The sequence below is a fragment of the Candidatus Borkfalkia ceftriaxoniphila genome (assembly GCF_004134775.1).
Lineage (GTDB): Bacteria > Bacillota > Clostridia > Christensenellales > Borkfalkiaceae > Borkfalkia > Borkfalkia ceftriaxoniphila.
On sequence record NZ_SDOZ01000002.1, the window covers coordinates 770293 to 789105 of the forward strand.

Here is an 18813-nt window from a genome sequence, read left to right on the forward strand (position 1 = left end):
CCTCCTATGCCCCGTCAAACGGAGGCGGCGCGCAAGATCTTTATTTTTTCCGAACGCATGATTTTATAACGTTCGCATTCGATGAACACCTGCGCGCTGAACACGTCGCGGTTGTCTACGAATACTTCCAAAGAACACCTGTCGGTAAAAATTTCCACGTGAAAGGTATCGCTTCGGTACTTTCCTTTGCGTACGGCGGTGATATGATTCTTTTGCCGCTGTTCCAGCGTAAAACGGCCGTTTTCGATTTTCAAAGAGATATAGTCGTCGCCGCAGCCGAACGTGAAGAGAGAACCGCCGTTCATCTCCGCTTCTATATACGCCGTCTTGCTCATTTCGCCGCCCTCCGCGACCGTAAACCGATTGCGGAAGATATCCTTTACTTCCCGAATGGGATATTGTAAAAGCCTGCCGTTTTCCAGTACCAGATCGCGCGGGAGAGTATAGACGCCGTTGGATACGAGGCGATTATTTTTGGAAAAGGAGTTGTTGTTCCACATATCCAGCCAGGCGAGCATGATGCGGCGGCCGTTTCCGTCCTCCAACGTCTGCGGGGCGTAAAAGTCCGTGCCTTCGTCCAGACTGTCGATATGCAGAAATTCGTACGCTTTTTTTTCGAAATCGACGTTCATGACCGCGTACAGGCTCGCTTTTCCGTCGATATTGGTCAGATCTTGGTTTTTCAGCGCGACGACGGAAAAGGTCAAAACCATTTCGCCGTTCAACCGAAAAAGATCGGGACATTCGACCATTTCGCCGAAATTCTCGTTTTCGATGGTGAATTCATATTTGAATTCGCTCATATCCCGCGAGGAATATACGAGCACCGCGCCCGCGCGCTCTTTGGTCTGCGCGCCCACCACTACGTAATAGGTGTCGCCGATGACGACGGGATTGGGATCGCGGAAGGAACACGACGTAAAACCTTCGGGCAGCAACTCTTCCCCGATCGCCGCACGCTCGGTCTTCGTAAAGCGCACGCCGTCCGAAGAATACGCGTGATATTGCGTCTGTCTGATCACGTTTTCCCGTTCGTAATGGCGGGTATAGAGCAAGTGCAGCAGATTTTTTTCCTTGTCGATGACCGCGCCGCCCGAAAAACAGCCGCTCTCGTCGGGCGCGTCGGGCGCAAGCGCCACGGGCAGATACTCGAAATCCACGAGATTTTTGCTGCGCGCGTGCCCCCAGTGCATAGGGCCCCATTCCAGTCCGTACGGATAGTATTGGTAAAAAATGTGAAAATACCCGTCGTAATACACTAAGCCGTTCGGATCGTTGATCCAGCCGACCTGCGCGGAAAAATGATAGCGGGGCTTATAATCTTTTGAGCCTTTGTTTAAGTTTTGGCGGATATATCTGTCCGCCGATTCTTTCAAGTAATCCATAGTCCGTCTCTAAAAAATCAGGTTTTTTCGCCGCCTTCCGGCGGGGAAAAAACCTGACCTATTCTGTTTTAAGTCAACTTCAAAATTTCAACGTTGGAAATTTCGATGAGATAATCCCCTTCGGTGTTGTAGCCCTGCCCGAAAGACCATACGAGTTCAAAATCCAGCGCCAGCGGAAATTCTCTGTCGGTAGTAAATTCAAACGTCTGCGCCTCGGTCGTAAGATTGCATACTTCGCTGACGGTCGGCTCGAATTTCGAGGTATCGAGTTGGTTTAAAATAAACCATGTCTTTCCCGCTTTATTGGCTTTGATCGTGAAGCGGATCTTATAGAGTGCGTCCTTTTCCAGCGTGATCTTGTTGACGAAGATCTTGTTGCCGTAATCCAGGGCGGACAATTCGTCGACACGGTAGAACATCGAACCGTCCTTTTCGTACATGGTGCCCATGCCCGACCCGATGTCCGATTCTCTGCCGTTGAAGCAATCCCATTCGCTCGCCTTGCTGTACGGGATAAATCTGTACAGCGCCTTGTCTTCCGATTTGTCGCCGACCAGTTCGGAAATTTCCCATTCGGTGACGGTGATCTCGTTGCTCGTCACGCCCGCAGAGGCGCCGCCCACATAGAATTTCATGCTGGTGTTTTCCACGTCTTTTTCGGCAAAGAAATCTTTGGTGTAGACGAATTCCTCGCCCGCCGCCAGGTTGATATTATCGTACAGTGCCCTTGCTTGATATTCGGTGACTTTATCCTCGATGCAGAATTCGCCCGACTGCGCGTTTTTCGCCGTCATTTTGAGGGTGAGGCGATATTTTTTACCTTTGACAATATTGACGGTCGTGTCCTGCTCGAGTTTATTCGTCCAGCCCGCTTCGCCGTAGCCCGTGATCGTCGCGACAGCCTTGCCGTTCGCAAAAGCCACGCTGCCGAGCGCCGTATTGCTCATCGACATACCCGGGTTTTCCGCGGTAAAATCCGTTTTGAACACGCTTTCGGGATATTCTTCGCCCACTCTTTCCACGACTTTTACATATAAGATATCTACGACGTAACTATCGGGATTGGAGACGTCGTTCATGGAATGTTTGCCCAACTCGAAAATGAGTTGTACGTTTTCATTTTCGCCTTCGGGCACGGTAAAGGTAAGTTTGTACTCCTGATATTTCGACCCCATTGCCACATTCCAGGCGCTAGAGCCGATGGGAGCCCATGCCGCCGTATCGCCGTCTTTGGTGTTATGATTTGCCAGCATATTGAACATGATATTCTGCGACGATTTCATGGTAAAGATCACGTCGTATTCGGTGCCCGCGACGGGTTTGAATTCCTGCCGCATGAGTTTGACGTCGCCAACCGCCGCGCCCGAATTTTTCACGTCGAGGCGCATGACGCCGTCCGTCAGCGCGAGCGTCGCGTCGCCCGTGCCGCTTTTGATCAGTTCCATGCCGAAATCGTCCACGTCGGAGGTGTCGGTATTTCCGAACTGATATTTTTTATAGGAGGTCTCTTCGGAAATCGATCTCGTTACCGTCAACGTCGTGTAGGCGTTCCCTTCGTTGCCCGCCTTGTCCTTGACGGAATAGACGAGTTCATACGTCCCCTGTTTCGTCGGCGTCGTCTTTCCGTTGACGAATTCGAGGGCGGGCGTGGACGTGATCACGATCTTCGCGGTCAGATCGCCGTCCTTATCGTCCGTGGCGGTCACACCCGCGAGCGCGTCGTATTCCTTGCCCTGCTCGACGGCGGCGGCGTCTTTTACGCCCAGGATTTCGGGGTTAACTTCATCTTTCGCGCCAGAACACGCCGTAAATACGCCGAGTACGAGCAGCATTGCCAAAATGGCTGCACAAATTTTTTTCACTGTGATTCTCCCTTATTGTTTAGTCGGCCACGGAACGTTCGTAGCCGCGTTGATAAATTGCGTACACTTCGTCGATATGAAGCGATTTCAGATCCGCTTTATACGTTTCCCATGCAGATTTTCCGACGCCGCCGTTGCGCAGCCAGTCGATCTGCTTTTTGTTGATATAGTCTGTGATATTCTGTTCGTACTGCGCCAGCGTGTTGATCTCTTCCAGCGTATAGATGGGGTTCGAGAACGTATCCACGTTGGACGGGACGAAAGGATCGATATACTTTTCAAGATTTTTCACCCTAAGTTTTGCGCGCGGTTCCATGTTCAGATAATTATCCCACGTTTCCTGGGAAAGGTATGAAATTCCCATCGGCGCGTTTTTCAGGCGGAATTCGTCCGCAGTCATGCCGTCGGGTATGGGTTTTTGCACCAGCATGCCGTTTTCGTCCAATTCCTCTTCGTATACGATGCCGACGGGACCGTATACGATCTGCGCGGAAACGTACGGATCGTAATATCTGTCATAATACGTGAAGAGCACTTCGGGATTGGGGCAGTTCGCGAACACGACCGCGAGGCACTTGGAAATTTCGGGACTGTTGGAAAGGCCGACCATCTGGTCGCCGTTCGGTCCGATGAGCGGGTTCAGATAGATATAATTTTCGGGATGCTCCACGACCGTTTCCGCCTCCCACCAATAGAACGCGCCCAGTTTTTCGACGCCCTTGCCGCTCGCCAGGAACGTTTCCTCGCTGTTTTCGAACACGTTCGTGGGGATCAGTTTGCGCTGCACCCAATCGGCGTAGTAGTTGACCGCCTGGTAATATTCGTCCAGAACCGCCATGTTCGTAACCTTTCCGTCGATGACCGTTCTGAAATCGACGTTGGCGGGGAACCCGAACGCGGCGTACAGATCCGCCTGGTTGCCCTGGAAATAGTTGTTGTAAACGAAATTGAGGGGGATCTCGTCGCTTTTTCCGTTGCCGTTCATGTCGCCCTTGAAGTATTCCAGAATTTGTCCCAACTGGTCGACGGTCAGATCGAGCCCGTCTTTGACGTCGGAAGCCTTCAAAAAGTTGATGGAACCGTCGTTGACGAGTTTTAAGAGCCAGTTTTTGTTCATAAAGAACAGATTGGGGTGCATGACGAGCCCCATTTCCTCGACGCGCGGCAGCGACCAAATTTTGCCGTCGGGCATGGTGATCGCTTTTTTCACGTCGGGGCGCTTTTCCAGGATCGCAGAGAGATTGGGCATATACTGGAGATAATCGCTGACAGCCAAAAAGGTCTTTCTGGTCGAATAGCGGATCATTTCCGCGTCCGAGAAATAGGCGTGATAGATAGAATCGGGCCAGTTTCTCTTATCCGACATGATCAGATTTTTTTGCTCCGCATACTGCCCCGCCGACAGGTTTTGCCATTGGATATCGACGTTCGTGCTGTCCTCCAGATCGTTGAGCACTTTCATGTCGTTATAGTCGTCGGCCTGCGGGTTTTTCTGCGAAATGATGTCGTATTTCTGCGCGCCCTTTTCCGCGATGATCGGTTTGCTCGTATCCTTATACTGATAGCCGAGTTCATCGAGACTCTGCGAAGGGCCGCCCCCTCCCGCGCATCCCGCGAACGGGACGAGCGCGAACAGCAGGCACAACATTGCTACTACAAGTTTTTTTTGCATAATTTCCTCCTTTATATTTTTCTTTTATTATCCTTTTAACGAACCGATCATGACGCCCTGCGAAAAATACTTCTGCACGAACGGATACAGGCAGAGTATAGGGACCGTAGAAACGATGATCGACGAGTATTTGATCTGATTCGCAAGTTTGATCTGTTCGACGATCGTATCGCTGCTGCCGCCGCCGATCGCGCCCGAGTTTTCGACGATGAGGATCTCGCGCAGCACCATTTGAAGAGGGAACAGATCCTGTTTGGTCGTGATAAAAATCAGGGCGTTGAAATAACTGTTCCAGTTGCCCACCGCGTAGAAGAGCAGCATGACGGCGATGATCGCCTGCGATATGGGCAAAACGATGCGTACAAAGGTCATAAATTCGTTGGCGCCGTCGATTCGCGCCGCTTCTAATATGGAATCGGGAATATTCGATTCGAAATACGCCTTCGTCATGAACACGTTCCATACGTTCAGTGCCGAAGGCACGATGAGCGCCCAGCGGGTATTGATCCAGCCCAACTGCGAAACGACCAGATAAAACGGGATCAGTCCGCCGCCGAAAAACATGGTGATGATGAACAGCCAGAGAAAAAACTTTTTGAATATCATATTGGGACGGCTCAGCCCGTAGCCCGCCGCCACCGTGATGGCTAGGCTGATTGCCGTGCTCGCCACCGTATTGATAATGGTGTTCAGATAGCCGTTCCAGATCTTATTATCCTGAAACAGCCTTTCAAAACCCGAAAACGTGATCTCGCGGGGGTAAAAGAGCACCTCTCCGTTCAATACGAGGTCGGGATCTGAAATGGAAGCGATGACCAGAAAGTACAGCGGATATACGACGATCAACGTCAAAAGCACTAAAATTGCCGTATTGACGATGTAATAAACCGTGTCGCTGTTGAGCCTGCGCCTTGCCTTTTCCGCGGTAACGGGTTTGTTATCCATACCTTCTGCCTCCTACCACAGCGTGTTGGCGCTGAATTTTTTCGCCAGAAAATTCGCAAAGCCCAATAATACGACGTTGATGACCGAACTGAACAGCCCGATGGCGGTCGCATAGCCCGGCTGCGTATAACCCGTAAGCCCCCGCTTATAGACGTACGTTGCCAAAATTTCCGAAGTTTCCAGATTGGCCTCGGTCTGCATCAAAAGCGCCTTTTCATGGCCCGAAGCCAAAAGCCCGCCGATCGCGAGGATCAAAAGGACCGATACCGTACCCGAGATGGCGGGGAAATCCACGCACAAAACGCGCTTGAAACGGCTCGCGCCGTCGATCTTCGCCGCCTCGTGCAGGGTCGGGTCCACGCCCGAAAGCGCCGCGATATAGATGATCGCCGACCAGCCGAACCCCTGCCATACGCCCGAGAGCGTATAAAGCGGCCGAAACGCGCCCGCTTCCAGGAAAAAAGAATACCGTTCCAGCCCCAGCGATTCCAGAACGTTGTTCACAAAGCCCGTCGTGCCGAAAAACAGATACAAGATACCTACCATAACCACGAGCGAAATGAAGTTCGGCGCGATAAAGATTGTCTGCATCACTTTGCTCATCGACTTATTGATAGACGAATTCAATAATAGCGCTACGATAATTGGCAAAGGGAATCCGATGATAAAGCCGAGTATGTTTAAAATAAAAGTGTTTGCAATCAGTTGCCAAAAATTCGTTGCGCCGAAAAACATGGAAAAATTTTGCCAACCGATCCATATCGTGTTTGCAGATAAAAAATCGTCTCCCGGAACGTAATCCTGAAACGCGATCAGAATGCCGTACATAGGCACGTAATTGAATAAGATCAGAAACGCGAGCGCGGGCAAGATAAATACCACGGGCACCCACGATTTTTTTTGTTTTATTCTGATTTCACTATGATTTTTACCGCCCGCCGCAACGATGTCGCCATCTTTGAATAACTCGTCGCTGCGCGCCGCGGCTTCCCGTTCGCTTTCTCCGCTTTTCACCATAGCACCTCCCTTTTTGTAGTTTTATTGTATCATAATTTATATGTTTGTCAATATTTGACCTTATTTTTGATTTTAATTCTATATTTGCACAATTTTTGAGTTGCGTATTTGTGTATTTGCATATTTTTATATCGTTTTTTCGTTATTAAATCTTGACCGCCGCAAACTAATTTGTGTATTTGCAATGTCATGCCGCGCGTTTTTTCAGAATAAAACTCTATTTTTATACATTTACACAAATCTTATTGACATTCTGCGCGATTCGATTTATAATCAAGACAAGAGAGAAAAAATCGAGGGAATTGAAAATGAGCGACACGATCAAAATTTCCGATATCGCAGAAAAATTGGGGATTTCGCGCAACACCGTATCCAAAGCGCTGAATGGGAAATACGTGCCCGAAAAGACCAAGATCGCGGTACTGAACGCCGCTTCCGAACTCGGATACAAAAATTTTCCCAAAATGCGCGATTCGTACGCGGCGCTGGCAAACAAAAAAATCCTTTTGCTTTCCACGAAGATGCTCATGAATATCCCCTTCCATATTTACGTTTTAAAGAGCATCGAGGCGGAACTTTCTAAACTGAACGTGAGCCTTTTGAGATATACGCTCTCGTCGAGCGCGCATTTCGAAAATCTGAAAAACTATATCAACAAGTTCAAAGTGGACGGCATCATGTGCATGGAATTTTTCGACGTGGACCTGATCCAACAGGTAAAGTCGCTGAATCTTCCCATTGTATTTATGGACACCGCTTTTTCCGACGTCGATTCCAATTACAATTACGACATCGTGATGATGGAAAATATCCATTCGGTCAAATCGTATTGTCTCAAACTCATCGACGAAGGCGGCTGCCGTTCGTTCGGGTTCGTCGGTTACTATAAAAACTGCCTGTCCTTTTACGAACGATACCTGGGCATGCGCGACGCTATGTTTTTAAGGGATATCCCCTACGATCCCGCCAACAATATCTTGGCTGATAACGCGCTTCCTTATAACAACATTGAAAAATTATCCGGATTAATTTCAAAAGCGACGCTCCCCGACTGTTTTATCTGCGCAAACGATTATATCGCCCTTCTGACTTTGGAGGCTTTGAAGGTACTCGACATATCCGTACCCGAAAAGATCAAAGTAGTCGGTTTCGAAAATTCATCGGGCAGCAAATACAGCACCCCGACGCTCTCCACCATCAACGTGGATAAAACCGCCCTCGGAAAAGAATTGGTGCAGACCTTGATCAATCAGATGCTCAGCCCCTCCAAACATCCCAAATTCTCCTACATAAACTGCAAACCCGTGCCCCGTGAGAGCACAAATTATATCTAACATAAAAGAGCCGCCCCGATGAACGAATCATCGGGGCGGCTCTTTTTAATTTTTATTCGTTTTATAAGGTCTTACGTTCCCTTCGGAAAGGAAACACAGTATTCCTCAAAAGCCCTTTGGGGGCTGAATTCATTGCATATAAAAAGAAGGAAAAAGAAAAGACCGAGTATTTTTACTCTGCTTTTTCCGTGATATTAATTTTTATCTTTATGTCCAACCGGCAATGTATTAGATTTTATATCAAGCCATCCCCAAGGATGCTGTAAATATAATAATTCTAATCGCTTTGTTTCCGTAAATAAAAATTCATCAAAATTTTTCCATGAACAAATGACTTTATCTGTTTCATTGTAAAGACAAAAAATATCCGATTCCTCTTTATTTGTATCGATTACTATTTCTGTTCCATCGTAACAATAACATCCGATAAACAGCCATTCCTTAGGCACGTGTTTATGGCGGCTCAAATTCTCTAAATACAAACTAGAAGGAGACTCCCATTCCGGATTACTACGCTCAACTTTTTGTAAGCCATACAACGATATTGCTCCATAATATAGACTAAGCCCGTTTGCATATTGTAAAAAAGAACGATACCAATCCGGAAATACAACTCTCGAAATTCTTTGTAAATCTTGCTCCATTTGTTGTATTTGTATTTCATTAATTGGGGCATATTTTTTGTGTACTACTTTATCCATTTGCTTATCTGCTTTCGGATTCAGCCACAACGCATCTCCTTCCTTTGTTTCTTTTTTGGGCAATTTGATTTTACCAAAAAAATATTCTAACACTTCCAAATTAACCTCCCAAAACTAATCATTGGTAAATAAAGTCATACGCCTCTTCTATAGTTTTTGTTTCAATCAATAAATAATTTTTACCGCGTTCATTATAATAAATGCGATATCCTTCGCTTGAATTTAACTTTTTTATTAAATAAACATCTCCCCAGCTAGGATTCTCGACTGCATAAGTTTGCTTAGGTTCAAGTCCGTTTTCTGTTAGTTTGTTATCTAACTCTTGTTTTGTCATAATAAACTCCTAAAAAGATACTTCTATTAAATAATCCCCTAAATTCTTTATTTAATCAAAAAATCTATATTGTATTCCTAACCCTGGTCATTTCTGCCTGAACCTGGATCCGTTTTATGATTTCAAGTTTACACAAAGATTTATTGATATAATCTGCTAACCATAAGCGAACCATATCTATCGATCAAAGTTCCCGGTAAATCGGATTATTCAGACAATAACTATATAACTATCTTCGTTTATCCCATTCTAACACATGACCTCGGTAATTGCAAGGATTTAAATCGAATCGTAATCCGAGATACTTTCTGATTGTCCATCCAATCACGTATACTGCATTATGATAAGAAAAAGGGAGAATCATCGTATGAATTCTCCCACTATTCTTTGAATTTGATTTTAAATTAAATATTATTTTCAAAAAAATGATTTAACATCAAAAAATTAATATACGCTTTTAATTCTGCCTGTTCATCAACTGTATTTCCTAACTGCTTTAATTCAAAAAGCAAATCATTAATTTGTAATATTTTATCCGCATAAAGACACTCTCTAAAATAAATTTTTATTATTTTTTTCAAGGGATGTAAAATTGTAAAGTTAATAATATGCTCTCGCAAATCTTCCTCAAATACAACTGTATAATTATCTTTATGGAATTTAACCATAACAAAACCAACATCTTTGTGTTCTTGTTTTTCCCAACTCTTAAACAGTTGTAAATAAGGTTTCAATTCTTTTAACATAACACCTTATCTCCTAATCAAAACAAAATATGCCACAAATATTTAGATACTTCATTTAACTCCATGCCATACCAAGCACCTGCTGAAGATGCTCCACCCAATCCAATATCCAAAATACTTTTGTTTAATCGCATAACTCTTCTTATCCATGCCTTATTATGAGCAATACTTAACGTATCGGCAAACTTATTACCAAATATTTTAGAAATCATCTTATAGCCTTTCATAGGAGTATACTTAGACAAGGCTAATTGATCTGCTACATAACCTACTCTTTCCATCCCTTTACCTATAACAACACCATTGGATCGAATTAAATTAATATTTTTTACAAATGAAAAGCTTGCACTCATAAATGCAAAAATTCCGCCCCAAAAGGCACCATCTGCTGCCCCATTGGCAAATCCTTGCCAAAAATCTCCTCCGTTAGTCGCTGTTATTGCTCCCTGTATTAAACCTCCACCTATTATGCTTATTCCCATTCCTACAAATACAGGAGTCAATGATCCGCCTGATAAAACAGTTAATGCTACGGCCCCAACAAATGCTAAACCACCTATCAGCCATTTTAGCCAATTCGGCATATTGCCTGCTTCATCGATTGCATTTACAGGATCATTAAAACAATAAGCATAGAGGTTTAATCCATTAATTATTTCAGGATTAATATAGGAAACATCGTCCGCATTGATAAAACGGCATATCGCAGGATCGTAATATCGGCTATTCAGGTAGTATAAGCCCGTTTCACGATCAAAATAATACCCGCGGTATCGGAAAGAATTGATATTGCCGATATGCTGGCTCACGTCTGTCGTGACTCCCCCGATCGTGAAATCGTGCGTCACGTCCATTCCCGTCATCCCGTCGATCACTCGATGGTTTCCCCACGCGTCATAGATATACGACGCTTTCAATGATCCTGCCTCGTCGAATATTCTTACTACGTCGCCCTGGATATTTTTCTGGAAATAATATTTCTTTCCGTTATGCTCTAATCCCGTTACTCCGGTATTGTCGTAATGATACCAAAGAACTTCGTTTCCGCGCTCTTCTTTATAAATTCGGCTGCCGTCCGTATAATATTTATGCGGTACGTTCCCGACTTGTTTTTCCTGGCGGATTCCTGAGGCATCGTATCTGTATTCGATTTCCCCGTATTTCGCCAACTGTCTTCCTCGCTCCCATTTTAACACATGGCCCCGATATTTGCAAGGGTTTCCTATAGAATCGTAATCCGAGATATTTTCTGATTGTCCATCATATCCCGTATACTGCATGAGGCGATCTTTATGAATCCCGATCCCGTCGTAACCGTATCTTGCTACGCGGACATTGTTTAAGTCGTCGCCTGTCGTATAAGCATATTCACGGATACTTTCGATGTTCCCGTTTCCGTCGTATACATATGTTTTTGTAAAGCCGAGTGCCTGATTGTCTTCCCGTATCAGCCTGTCCAATTCATCATATTGATAACGATATAATTTGCCGTTATCGGTAACTTGCGAGATATTTCCTCGCTTGTCGTAACTGTAAAACGCGCTGGCGCTGAAACTGTCTGAGTTATACTGGACGGTCGAAACAAAATTCGTAGTCCTATCCTCTTTACAAATATCTTTATTATAATTAGACTTTAAAAAACCAAACGATTCGCTGATTTTCCGATTACAGTAACCGGTATCTATACTCCGTTTACGGATCCTACCTAAATTATCATAATCGTAGGCGATATTGGCGCCCGTCGGCAGATTGATCGAGGAAAGACGATTATCGGGAACGATACTGCTGCCATACGAATCATAATAAAACGCATAGTTTTTTTGCTGTCCGAAGATAATGCTTTTGGATACCAGACGTTCTTGATTATCGTAATTATCTTTCAGTGTTCCCGTTTTGTATCCCGATATACTCACATAGTCCAATTTACCGTCGTCCTTGTAAACATTGCGGTACGTTACCTGTTTATCCGAACCCATTGCTTTATCGTGAACATACTCCGCCCTGTCGTGATCATCATATTCGACGCGGATGATCTCTTCGGACACTAAATTATTGTTACTATCATAACCCTCCCCGAAACGACAAATTAATGCCTGATTCTTATTATAAATAGATTTTTCACTGTAATCTTTATTCTTGCCTTGTTGATCTATTCCGTTATGAAAGGTCGTTTTGGAATAATCGAAAGTGGCTTCATCCGAGGATGTATAATCGCTTTGATTAAAGTATTCGTTTCCTACAAACTCTATACCGTTCACGATAGTTTTTGTAATCTCGCCAAATCCGTCGTATTCAAAATTATAAACATTGTTTTTGCAGGATATTTGCGTTAAAAGCCCTTTCGTATAATTATATAAGTTGGAAACGACTTCATTTTCGGTCGTTACGGACATACTGCGCAGACTGTCGTCATTGAAATAGTTGTAATTGATTTTAGTTCCGTCAGGCAACAACATATATTCCAGCCTGCCGAAAGCGTTATTAAAGTTTGTTTTCGTTTCAAAACCGCTTCCGCGAGAACCATTATCGCTGTAAAGCGTATTCCCTGAATTATTGTATTGCAGATCGTTGATCAGCGCATTTGTGGTATCGTAATCTCCGGTATTTCGCGTCTTTGTCGATATGAGATTACCATATCCGTTATAAGTATTTTCCGTAATAATTCCGCGATAAACATCTTTTTGACTTTTCTGCTTTGCACCTTGATACGTAAATTCCGTGTCAAAACGTCTGCCGTTTTCATCAATAATAGTAGCCTTGACAATATTATCGTTTAAATCGGTTTTTAATTCCGCAATCTGTCCGGAACCGTTTTCGATTTCGATCGTCTGCGTATTTCTCAAAATGAAATTGTCAAAAATATCGTATTCAACTCCATTTATGACGAATGCGATCCTTGCTAATTTATTTCCCCAAAAAAGTTCTCCAACAATTGCTTCTGAAGATATAAGTTCCCCGCCGATAAAGACACAACCTTTTCCGTCGGTGATTTTTTGGCGAATCATTTTTCCGATATCATCTTCGTTCAAAATGCATTTTCCGTCTTTATAGGTACTGACGGTTTCCCATTTTTGGATCGCCAGAAATCCTTCCGTCGTATATTTGATATGCGTTATTTTTGAAAAATCATAGTTGACATTATTGCGCTGCAAAAGATAATTATTCGTAATTTTCTGCTTTGCATACCTGCCCGGCACCAAACGGATGTTATCAAAATATACATCGTTCAAATTGTTTGTATATTCCGCCTGGATCGCAATATATTTGATTTTTTTATATCTGTTGTCCCTGCTTTTGCATACTCCTACCGCGGCGAGTTGCCATTCTTCTTCCGAATAGTTGAAACTCGTTGAACAGACCGGCTCTCTTGTATTATCCGTATATACGATTTGAGCATTCAGTCCGAATTTTGTATAATCCGTCAGTTCATTGACGGTGGGATCCTTTATGCTGCCGTTATCGGTAGATCCGTTTACATACGTTCTGATGTTGGTCGGTAGAGATCTGGCTTTTGCAAAACCGTACAGAATGAAACTATCTTCGTCGGAAGAGACCGCGACGTTCTGCGAAATATATTTTCTTTTATTCAGTTCTCCCTGAATTCTATAAGCGCCCGATCCCTCCACGGTTGCAATCGTTGTCACGTAATCGCAATTATTGAGATTATTCGCCGTCCAACAATAACTGTTCTGCTCGAAACCGCCGTTGATCACATAATTTTCGGCGTCGCGATTCGCCGCAACGGTAAACAAATTGCCGTTTTCGGAAGATACAAATTGTATATCGTTTACGACATTGTTTTTTTGACCGTTCAACGCAGTTCCTTGATCCACGTAAGAACAAATTGCGGTACCGGATTTATCAAAAATATGAACCAAACATTTACCGTCCTTGGATTTTAAAAACGTTTTATTTCCGACAAAATCTATTTCCAGTTTATTTCCGTACTTTTCGCTGATATTCGTAGTCGAGTTATTTGCGATTTTTCCTACGTTGGTACTTTCCTGTATCGTTATTTTATTATTGCCGTAAATATAATTGAGTCTGTAACCGATCTGATCGCGAACAGACGTCAAATCATAACTGCTGCCTGTTTCACCGTAAGTATACGTACTGAAAGTGCCGTCTTTATATTTAATCTTGGTCAGTCTTTTATTCGTGTATTCAAATTCCACACTTCGCTGCGACTCGGCGTAACTGATGGAAGATAACAGCGGATCAGATGCGGTAGCAGAGGCACCGTTATAATGAAAATACGCATACCTTTCGGCGCCGTCCTGCACGGAAGCGATCGTTTGATTTGTATTAAAAGAAATGCTTATAGAATTGCCGAAACTATCTTCTATCTTTTCCAATTGACAATATTTATTGAAATAAAGTTTGTTGCCGGTTTTATCTTTAAGAACTTTATCCACTTCGTCATAGATCAGATTTTTTCCGCTTTCATCCGTAATTTCTTTAGAACCTTCCGCATTCAATTTCGTTTCGACCAAGATATGCTCGTTCCCGAATTGGTCAATATAAACATACTTTGCTCGCGGACTGTACTCATCAACGTTACCGATAGAATTGCAAGGGAAAACATATTGATGAAGATTCGTTTTCCAACCGTAACCGAGCCCCAAGTTGCTGCTGAAATAACCGGAGGAAGATCTGATATTTAAATTTGAAGCAAACTTGCTGTTGTAGATATGCGAGATTTCCAACGGCATTTTTTCACCTGCAAGCCGCACGTCTTCGTGCACGAATTGCAAATTTTGAGTATATAAATCCAAAATGCCCGTACCCGCCCTGTTTACGGAATTTTTTTGTTGCTTATTGCCGACGATCGCCCGAGTATTCGTATAAACCATCGATAAAACGGGAACCGCACCCTGATTCGCCGGAGTATACTCTCCCCAGAAGCCGAGAAAGCCCGGTTCGAATTCATCCTTCAATTTGAGTACGATACCCTTATTCAACGCATCGGCGCCCCGTTGGGCAATTCGCGTTAAATCAATTTCGATGTTCTGATCCGGCGCATAATCACGATTATCCGTATAAAATTTAAAGTAACCCTCGATTTCGGTGCCGTATGACGGCCTGGAATCCCATGTAACCGATTCCGGCGACCAGTTCGATGTGATACGCCTGATCTCAAGCTCTTCCTGATAATAATCAAATACTTGCAAATTTAAAGATGCATTCAGAATTCTGCCGTAAGAAACAGAAGGAACATTGAATTTAATGTAGGACATGATTCTTTCGCTTCCGGTATAAGCGACGATTCTGTTATATGTAGAATCGAAATATTTTCCGCTATGTTCCCACAAAGTGACGCTTTGTATAAACGATTTATCGGACGTAAATATCGTAGGATCGATCGTGACCGGAAATTCTCTGTCCGCCGATTCCATCCAATTCTTATCCGGTATAATTTTAAAAATATAACGCCCCGTCTGTATTTCTTCCAATTCGCAGACGACGTCGTTGCTTATCTCCCCTTTAGCGTCGTACATATACGCGGCGGGCATTGTAAAGATGACCTCTCGTTCGAAAGAACCGCTTTCATTGACTTTCGTAACAAAAAATTCGATCGAGTTTTGATTCTTAGAAAGTTCCAGTTCTAAATTTTCCGCTTTCAACAAAAACGCATATTCATAACTGTCCGATTTTTCTTTGACGATAATATTTTCTTTAACTTTCGCACTCGAAACAATGTACTGCAGATCCGTACCCGATACCAAATTTTCATATTTGACTTCATTGACTAATTTTCTTGCAAAATCAGTATACGTTCCCCCTTTGTCAGAAGCGCAATTTATAACTTTCGCTTCTGTCAATAATCGATCGGAAAAATCGCCGAGCGCATTTTCGGAAGTCTTTTGACCTCTTCCCAAAAACTTCCAAACGATCTTATGCTCGCCTTTTTGGATTCTCATAAGATTATTGTCATTAGCCTCTTTCGACAGTTTGACTTTAACGTTTCCGCAATGATTTTCATACCCCGAAAAATCTTCCGCATCTGACAGATCCCGCTCTACAAACGTAAATGTATTGTCTATCTCTTTGTATGTATGATCTTGCTCGTCCAGGTAATGAACCGGTTCATTGTAAAATACGGCTTTACAAGTACCGTCGCTCATCTTAAAATGTTTTACGTTTTCCTCTCGCATCTCTACATATTCTTCCACGATTTCGGCTGCTTTTTCGGATTTATCGCCAAGAAAAAGCGCATCCTCACGTTTGTTAATTTCTTCAGAAGTCATGTATTCGTTGACCTCGGGTGCAACTCCGGGTTCAATCATTCTATTCGATGAGTCATCCGAAATCATCTGTTCTTCTGCATTATTCCTCGTGTTTGCTAATTTCCCTAAAATTATTTTCTTCATTTTTTATCCTCTTTTTTTTAAATTTATTTCTATCATTTGTGGCGTAAAATAATTGTCTCCCGTTGAAATCAAACGATAATTCTTATCGTTTTGTATCGGGATCATTACGATACCGGGATTTCTCGGCATATTTAAGCCGATCAGGTCTTTCACGATTTCCGTAATATCGCTCACCAGATACCATCCTTCATTTTTTGTGACCGTCAGTTTTTCCGAAGGTAAAATCCTGCTGTTCCAGGTTGAACCGAAACTGCACCAACTTTCCGTCATCTTGTAGACGCCAAACTCAGTGTCCGCAGAATTGTAGCAAGACGAATACAACCTGGCGCCCGATATAATCATCGAATTTAAATCAACGAACTGCATAACATCCAATCTCGAATACAGCCATTGTGTACCGCACGTCTCCGAATTCCCCAAGACCGCGACCGCGCCGAAAGAATTATTCTTGTCGGGATTTTTGCTTTCGATCGTTGTATCGAAAACACATTTATTGGCATATAAATCCACGGTAAATAATATCGTAGAACCCGGCCGTTTCTCGAATGTAACGGTAACGTTATCATCGCTCATTTCCGCGGTACAACACAGCGGTAATATTTCCGAACCCGATGTTTTTTCCGCCAGAGGAGCAACTGTCGCGTATGGCAGAAATTCATTTGCCATACATGCGACGAAATGACCGTTCTGCATGAGTTTATCCGAATTTTTGTCGATTCGAAACGAAAATTTTTCTTGTTGCGTTTCGATCGCCACGCCGTTATACGTCAAATACATTCGGTTTGATTCATCGCATAGGCATTCCCTTTCGTTCCCCCAAAAATCTCTCACCGTCAGATGAGTACGGATATTTTCTTGCGGCAGAAGGAAATCCAATTTGCAAAAATTGTTTTTTAAAGATACACGATTCCCGCTTATCGTTATACGGGCATTGATCCCTTTACCCCAAAATTCATTCCCGTTTTTTTGGTAACTTAAATTTATCAATCGATGCTCCCGCTCGTCATAAATCGGGCATGAAAAATAGTAAGCGCTCATGCCTTCCTTTTCATTACAAAGGATCCTGAACGGGTTCAGATTTTTCCGATCGATACACAGATCGGCATTTTTGATTTTCTTTATTTCCTGCAATGGCGAATATTTCATAATTTCCCCGATTCATCCGTTAATTGATCGTAAAAAAGTTTTCACCTTTTTCCAACCGGTTTTCATAGTTCAGATCATCTTCCATCACCTCCTTAAAATCAGACGGCAGATCGAGTGACCGAAAAACATTATTGTGTATATTTGCCCGAGATTGCTTTGAGTAAATACCGCAATTTTTTATATTTCGAAATTGATTGTCCGCTACGATCGTATCCGAACAATTTACCATCATGACCCCGACGCCGCTTTTACAGATATCGGGATTCATTAAAACTTCCAAAATATTTCCGCATATCGTAACGGCACTGCCGACCGTATAAATGATACGCGCGTTACGACTGGTGGAAGTTAAAATATTGTCAGATAAAATGATTTTGTGTCCCTCTATCCGCACCGTCGTGCCCTTGATGGTATGCGTAGAAAGAATTTTACAGCCGTTTACTTTGGCATATTCTCCTTTCAAAAGCAATCCGATGCAACTTCCGCCCCATTCGCCTACGAGATTGCTGTTAGATATCAAACTGTACATTCCCTCGTCGATCATTCCGCAGGCATGCGCTTGTTCCAACGAAACACCCGTATTATGGCCGCCGTTCGCCTTAACGTTATTATTAGAAAACCGACAAAACCGACCGTTATTATACAAACCTACGGCACACTGGTCAGAGCCGTTTCCGCAGTTTCTTACCTCGATATACGTATCCGAAATCTGTATAGAATTTGCAAAATAGTTATGGATACCGTACACTTCGCACGGCAGAAGCGATTCTTTGGGCTGAATATGTATTTTGATCCTCGAATCGTTCACGGAAAGATTATCGGCCTGCGTATCGAGCGGCGTATCTATACCGCCGTAATTGGCGAGCGCCGCAGTATTGATCTGTTTCTCCGCATATATTTCTATGTTGCATCTATCGACAAGCAAGGAATGCCCGAAGTTATAAAGCCCGTACAGGGTGTGCGTCGTTGCTTCTCCGATATAACGGATTTGCAGATCCAATCCGATGATCCTGACATTTCTTGCCGTTTGATATAAAGTCAGAAAAACTGTTTTACAAGTAAGCGTTTTCAGATCGTAGAATATTTTTGCTTTCGAAAAATCCAGTCTGAGATTCGGTTTCGTGACCATAATCAGACTTTCCACCGCATTTTTGCCGAGCATAAAAAAATGCTTGCTCGTATCCTCAAAACGGAAAACGCCTTCAAACGCGACGGTGTCGAATTCTACGCAGCCGTTGATGATTGTTTCAATTTCACTCACGGACAGTTTCTCTTCTGCCCGAATCTTTTTGATCATTTT

General features: G+C 43.6%; 12 protein-coding genes. 1 reads left to right on the forward strand and 11 read right to left on the reverse strand.

From position 1 onward, the window contains the following. Window positions 1–14: 14 nt before the first annotated feature. The 5 genes from ESZ91_RS03705 to ESZ91_RS03725 all read right to left on the reverse strand — a co-directional run bounded on the left by ESZ91_RS03705 (window position 15) and on the right by ESZ91_RS03725 (window position 6881). A complete protein-coding gene (locus ESZ91_RS03705) occupies window positions 15–1385 on the reverse strand; it encodes a glycoside hydrolase family 32 protein (protein ID WP_129224271.1) in 1371 nt (456 codons plus the stop codon). 68 nt (window positions 1386–1453) lie between these two features. Continuing rightward, window positions 1454–3247 carry an immunoglobulin-like domain-containing protein gene (locus tag ESZ91_RS03710; RefSeq protein ID WP_129224274.1) on the reverse strand — a complete coding sequence of 598 codons (1794 nt, stop codon included), beginning with the start codon at window positions 3245–3247 and terminating at the stop codon, window positions 1454–1456. A 19-nt stretch (window positions 3248–3266) separates the two neighbouring features. Further along, window positions 3267–4919, reverse strand: coding sequence for a type 2 periplasmic-binding domain-containing protein (locus tag ESZ91_RS03715; protein WP_129224276.1), 1653 nt, complete (start codon window positions 4917–4919; stop codon window positions 3267–3269). Between the two features lie 27 nt (window positions 4920–4946). Beyond that, on the reverse strand, window positions 4947–5864 hold the full coding sequence (locus ESZ91_RS03720; RefSeq protein WP_129224278.1) for a carbohydrate ABC transporter permease: 918 nt from the start codon (window positions 5862–5864) through the stop codon (window positions 4947–4949). A 12-nt stretch (window positions 5865–5876) separates the two neighbouring features. Next, complete coding sequence (locus ESZ91_RS03725) at window positions 5877–6881, reverse strand: ABC transporter permease (RefSeq protein ID WP_129224280.1); 1005 nt, start codon at window positions 6879–6881, stop codon at window positions 5877–5879. 308 nt (window positions 6882–7189) lie between these two features. Here ESZ91_RS03725 and ESZ91_RS03730 point away from each other — a divergent pair, with 308 nt between their 5' ends. Then, on the forward strand, window positions 7190–8215 hold the full coding sequence (locus ESZ91_RS03730; protein WP_129224282.1) for a LacI family DNA-binding transcriptional regulator: 1026 nt from the start codon (window positions 7190–7192) through the stop codon (window positions 8213–8215). A gap of 194 nt (window positions 8216–8409) precedes the next feature. Here ESZ91_RS03730 and ESZ91_RS03735 read toward each other — a convergent pair whose 3' ends face one another. From ESZ91_RS03735 to ESZ91_RS03760, 6 genes are all read right to left on the reverse strand, one after another. After that, entirely contained in the window at window positions 8410–9009 is a 600-nt protein-coding gene (locus tag ESZ91_RS03735; protein WP_236082725.1) for an SMI1/KNR4 family protein, read from the reverse strand. A 25-nt stretch (window positions 9010–9034) separates the two neighbouring features. Next, a complete protein-coding gene (locus ESZ91_RS03740) occupies window positions 9035–9250 on the reverse strand; it encodes a hypothetical protein (protein ID WP_129224286.1) in 216 nt (71 codons plus the stop codon). 404 nt (window positions 9251–9654) lie between these two features. Continuing rightward, complete coding sequence (locus ESZ91_RS03745) at window positions 9655–9996, reverse strand: hypothetical protein (protein ID WP_129224288.1); 342 nt, start codon at window positions 9994–9996, stop codon at window positions 9655–9657. Window positions 9997–10013: 17 nt separating this feature from the next. Continuing rightward, complete coding sequence (locus tag ESZ91_RS03750) at window positions 10014–16367, reverse strand: RHS repeat-associated core domain-containing protein (RefSeq protein ID WP_129224290.1); 6354 nt, start codon at window positions 16365–16367, stop codon at window positions 10014–10016. A gap of 3 nt (window positions 16368–16370) precedes the next feature. Next, on the reverse strand, window positions 16371–17144 hold the full coding sequence (locus ESZ91_RS03755) for a DNRLRE domain-containing protein (protein ID WP_129224292.1): 774 nt from the start codon (window positions 17142–17144) through the stop codon (window positions 16371–16373). A 388-nt stretch (window positions 17145–17532) separates the two neighbouring features. Beyond that, window positions 17533–18810, reverse strand: coding sequence for a hypothetical protein (locus tag ESZ91_RS03760; protein ID WP_129224294.1), 1278 nt, complete (start codon window positions 18808–18810; stop codon window positions 17533–17535). Window positions 18811–18813 lie beyond the last annotated feature (3 nt).

Coding starts and splice junctions, on each gene's coding strand:
- ESZ91_RS03715 (WP_129224276.1), bottom strand. CDS start 4,919: ATGCAAAAAAAACTTGTAGTAGCAATGTTGTGCCTGCTGTTCGCGCTC.
- ESZ91_RS03760 (WP_129224294.1), bottom strand. CDS start 18,810: ATGATCAAAAAGATTCGGGCAGAAGAGAAACTGTCCGTGAGTGAAATT.
- ESZ91_RS03745 (WP_129224288.1), bottom strand. CDS start 9,996: ATGTTAAAAGAATTGAAACCTTATTTACAACTGTTTAAGAGTTGGGAA.
- ESZ91_RS03705 (WP_129224271.1), bottom strand. CDS start 1,385: ATGGATTACTTGAAAGAATCGGCGGACAGATATATCCGCCAAAACTTA.
- ESZ91_RS03730 (WP_129224282.1), top strand. CDS start 7,190: ATGAGCGACACGATCAAAATTTCCGATATCGCAGAAAAATTGGGGATT.
- ESZ91_RS03720 (WP_129224278.1), bottom strand. CDS start 5,864: ATGGATAACAAACCCGTTACCGCGGAAAAGGCAAGGCGCAGGCTCAAC.
- ESZ91_RS03725 (WP_129224280.1), bottom strand. CDS start 6,881: ATGGTGAAAAGCGGAGAAAGCGAACGGGAAGCCGCGGCGCGCAGCGAC.
- ESZ91_RS03740 (WP_129224286.1), bottom strand. CDS start 9,250: ATGACAAAACAAGAGTTAGATAACAAACTAACAGAAAACGGACTTGAA.
- ESZ91_RS03755 (WP_129224292.1), bottom strand. CDS start 17,144: ATGTATTTGACGTATAACGGCGTGGCGATCGAAACGCAACAAGAAAAA.
- ESZ91_RS03750 (WP_129224290.1), bottom strand. CDS start 16,367: ATGAAGAAAATAATTTTAGGGAAATTAGCAAACACGAGGAATAATGCA.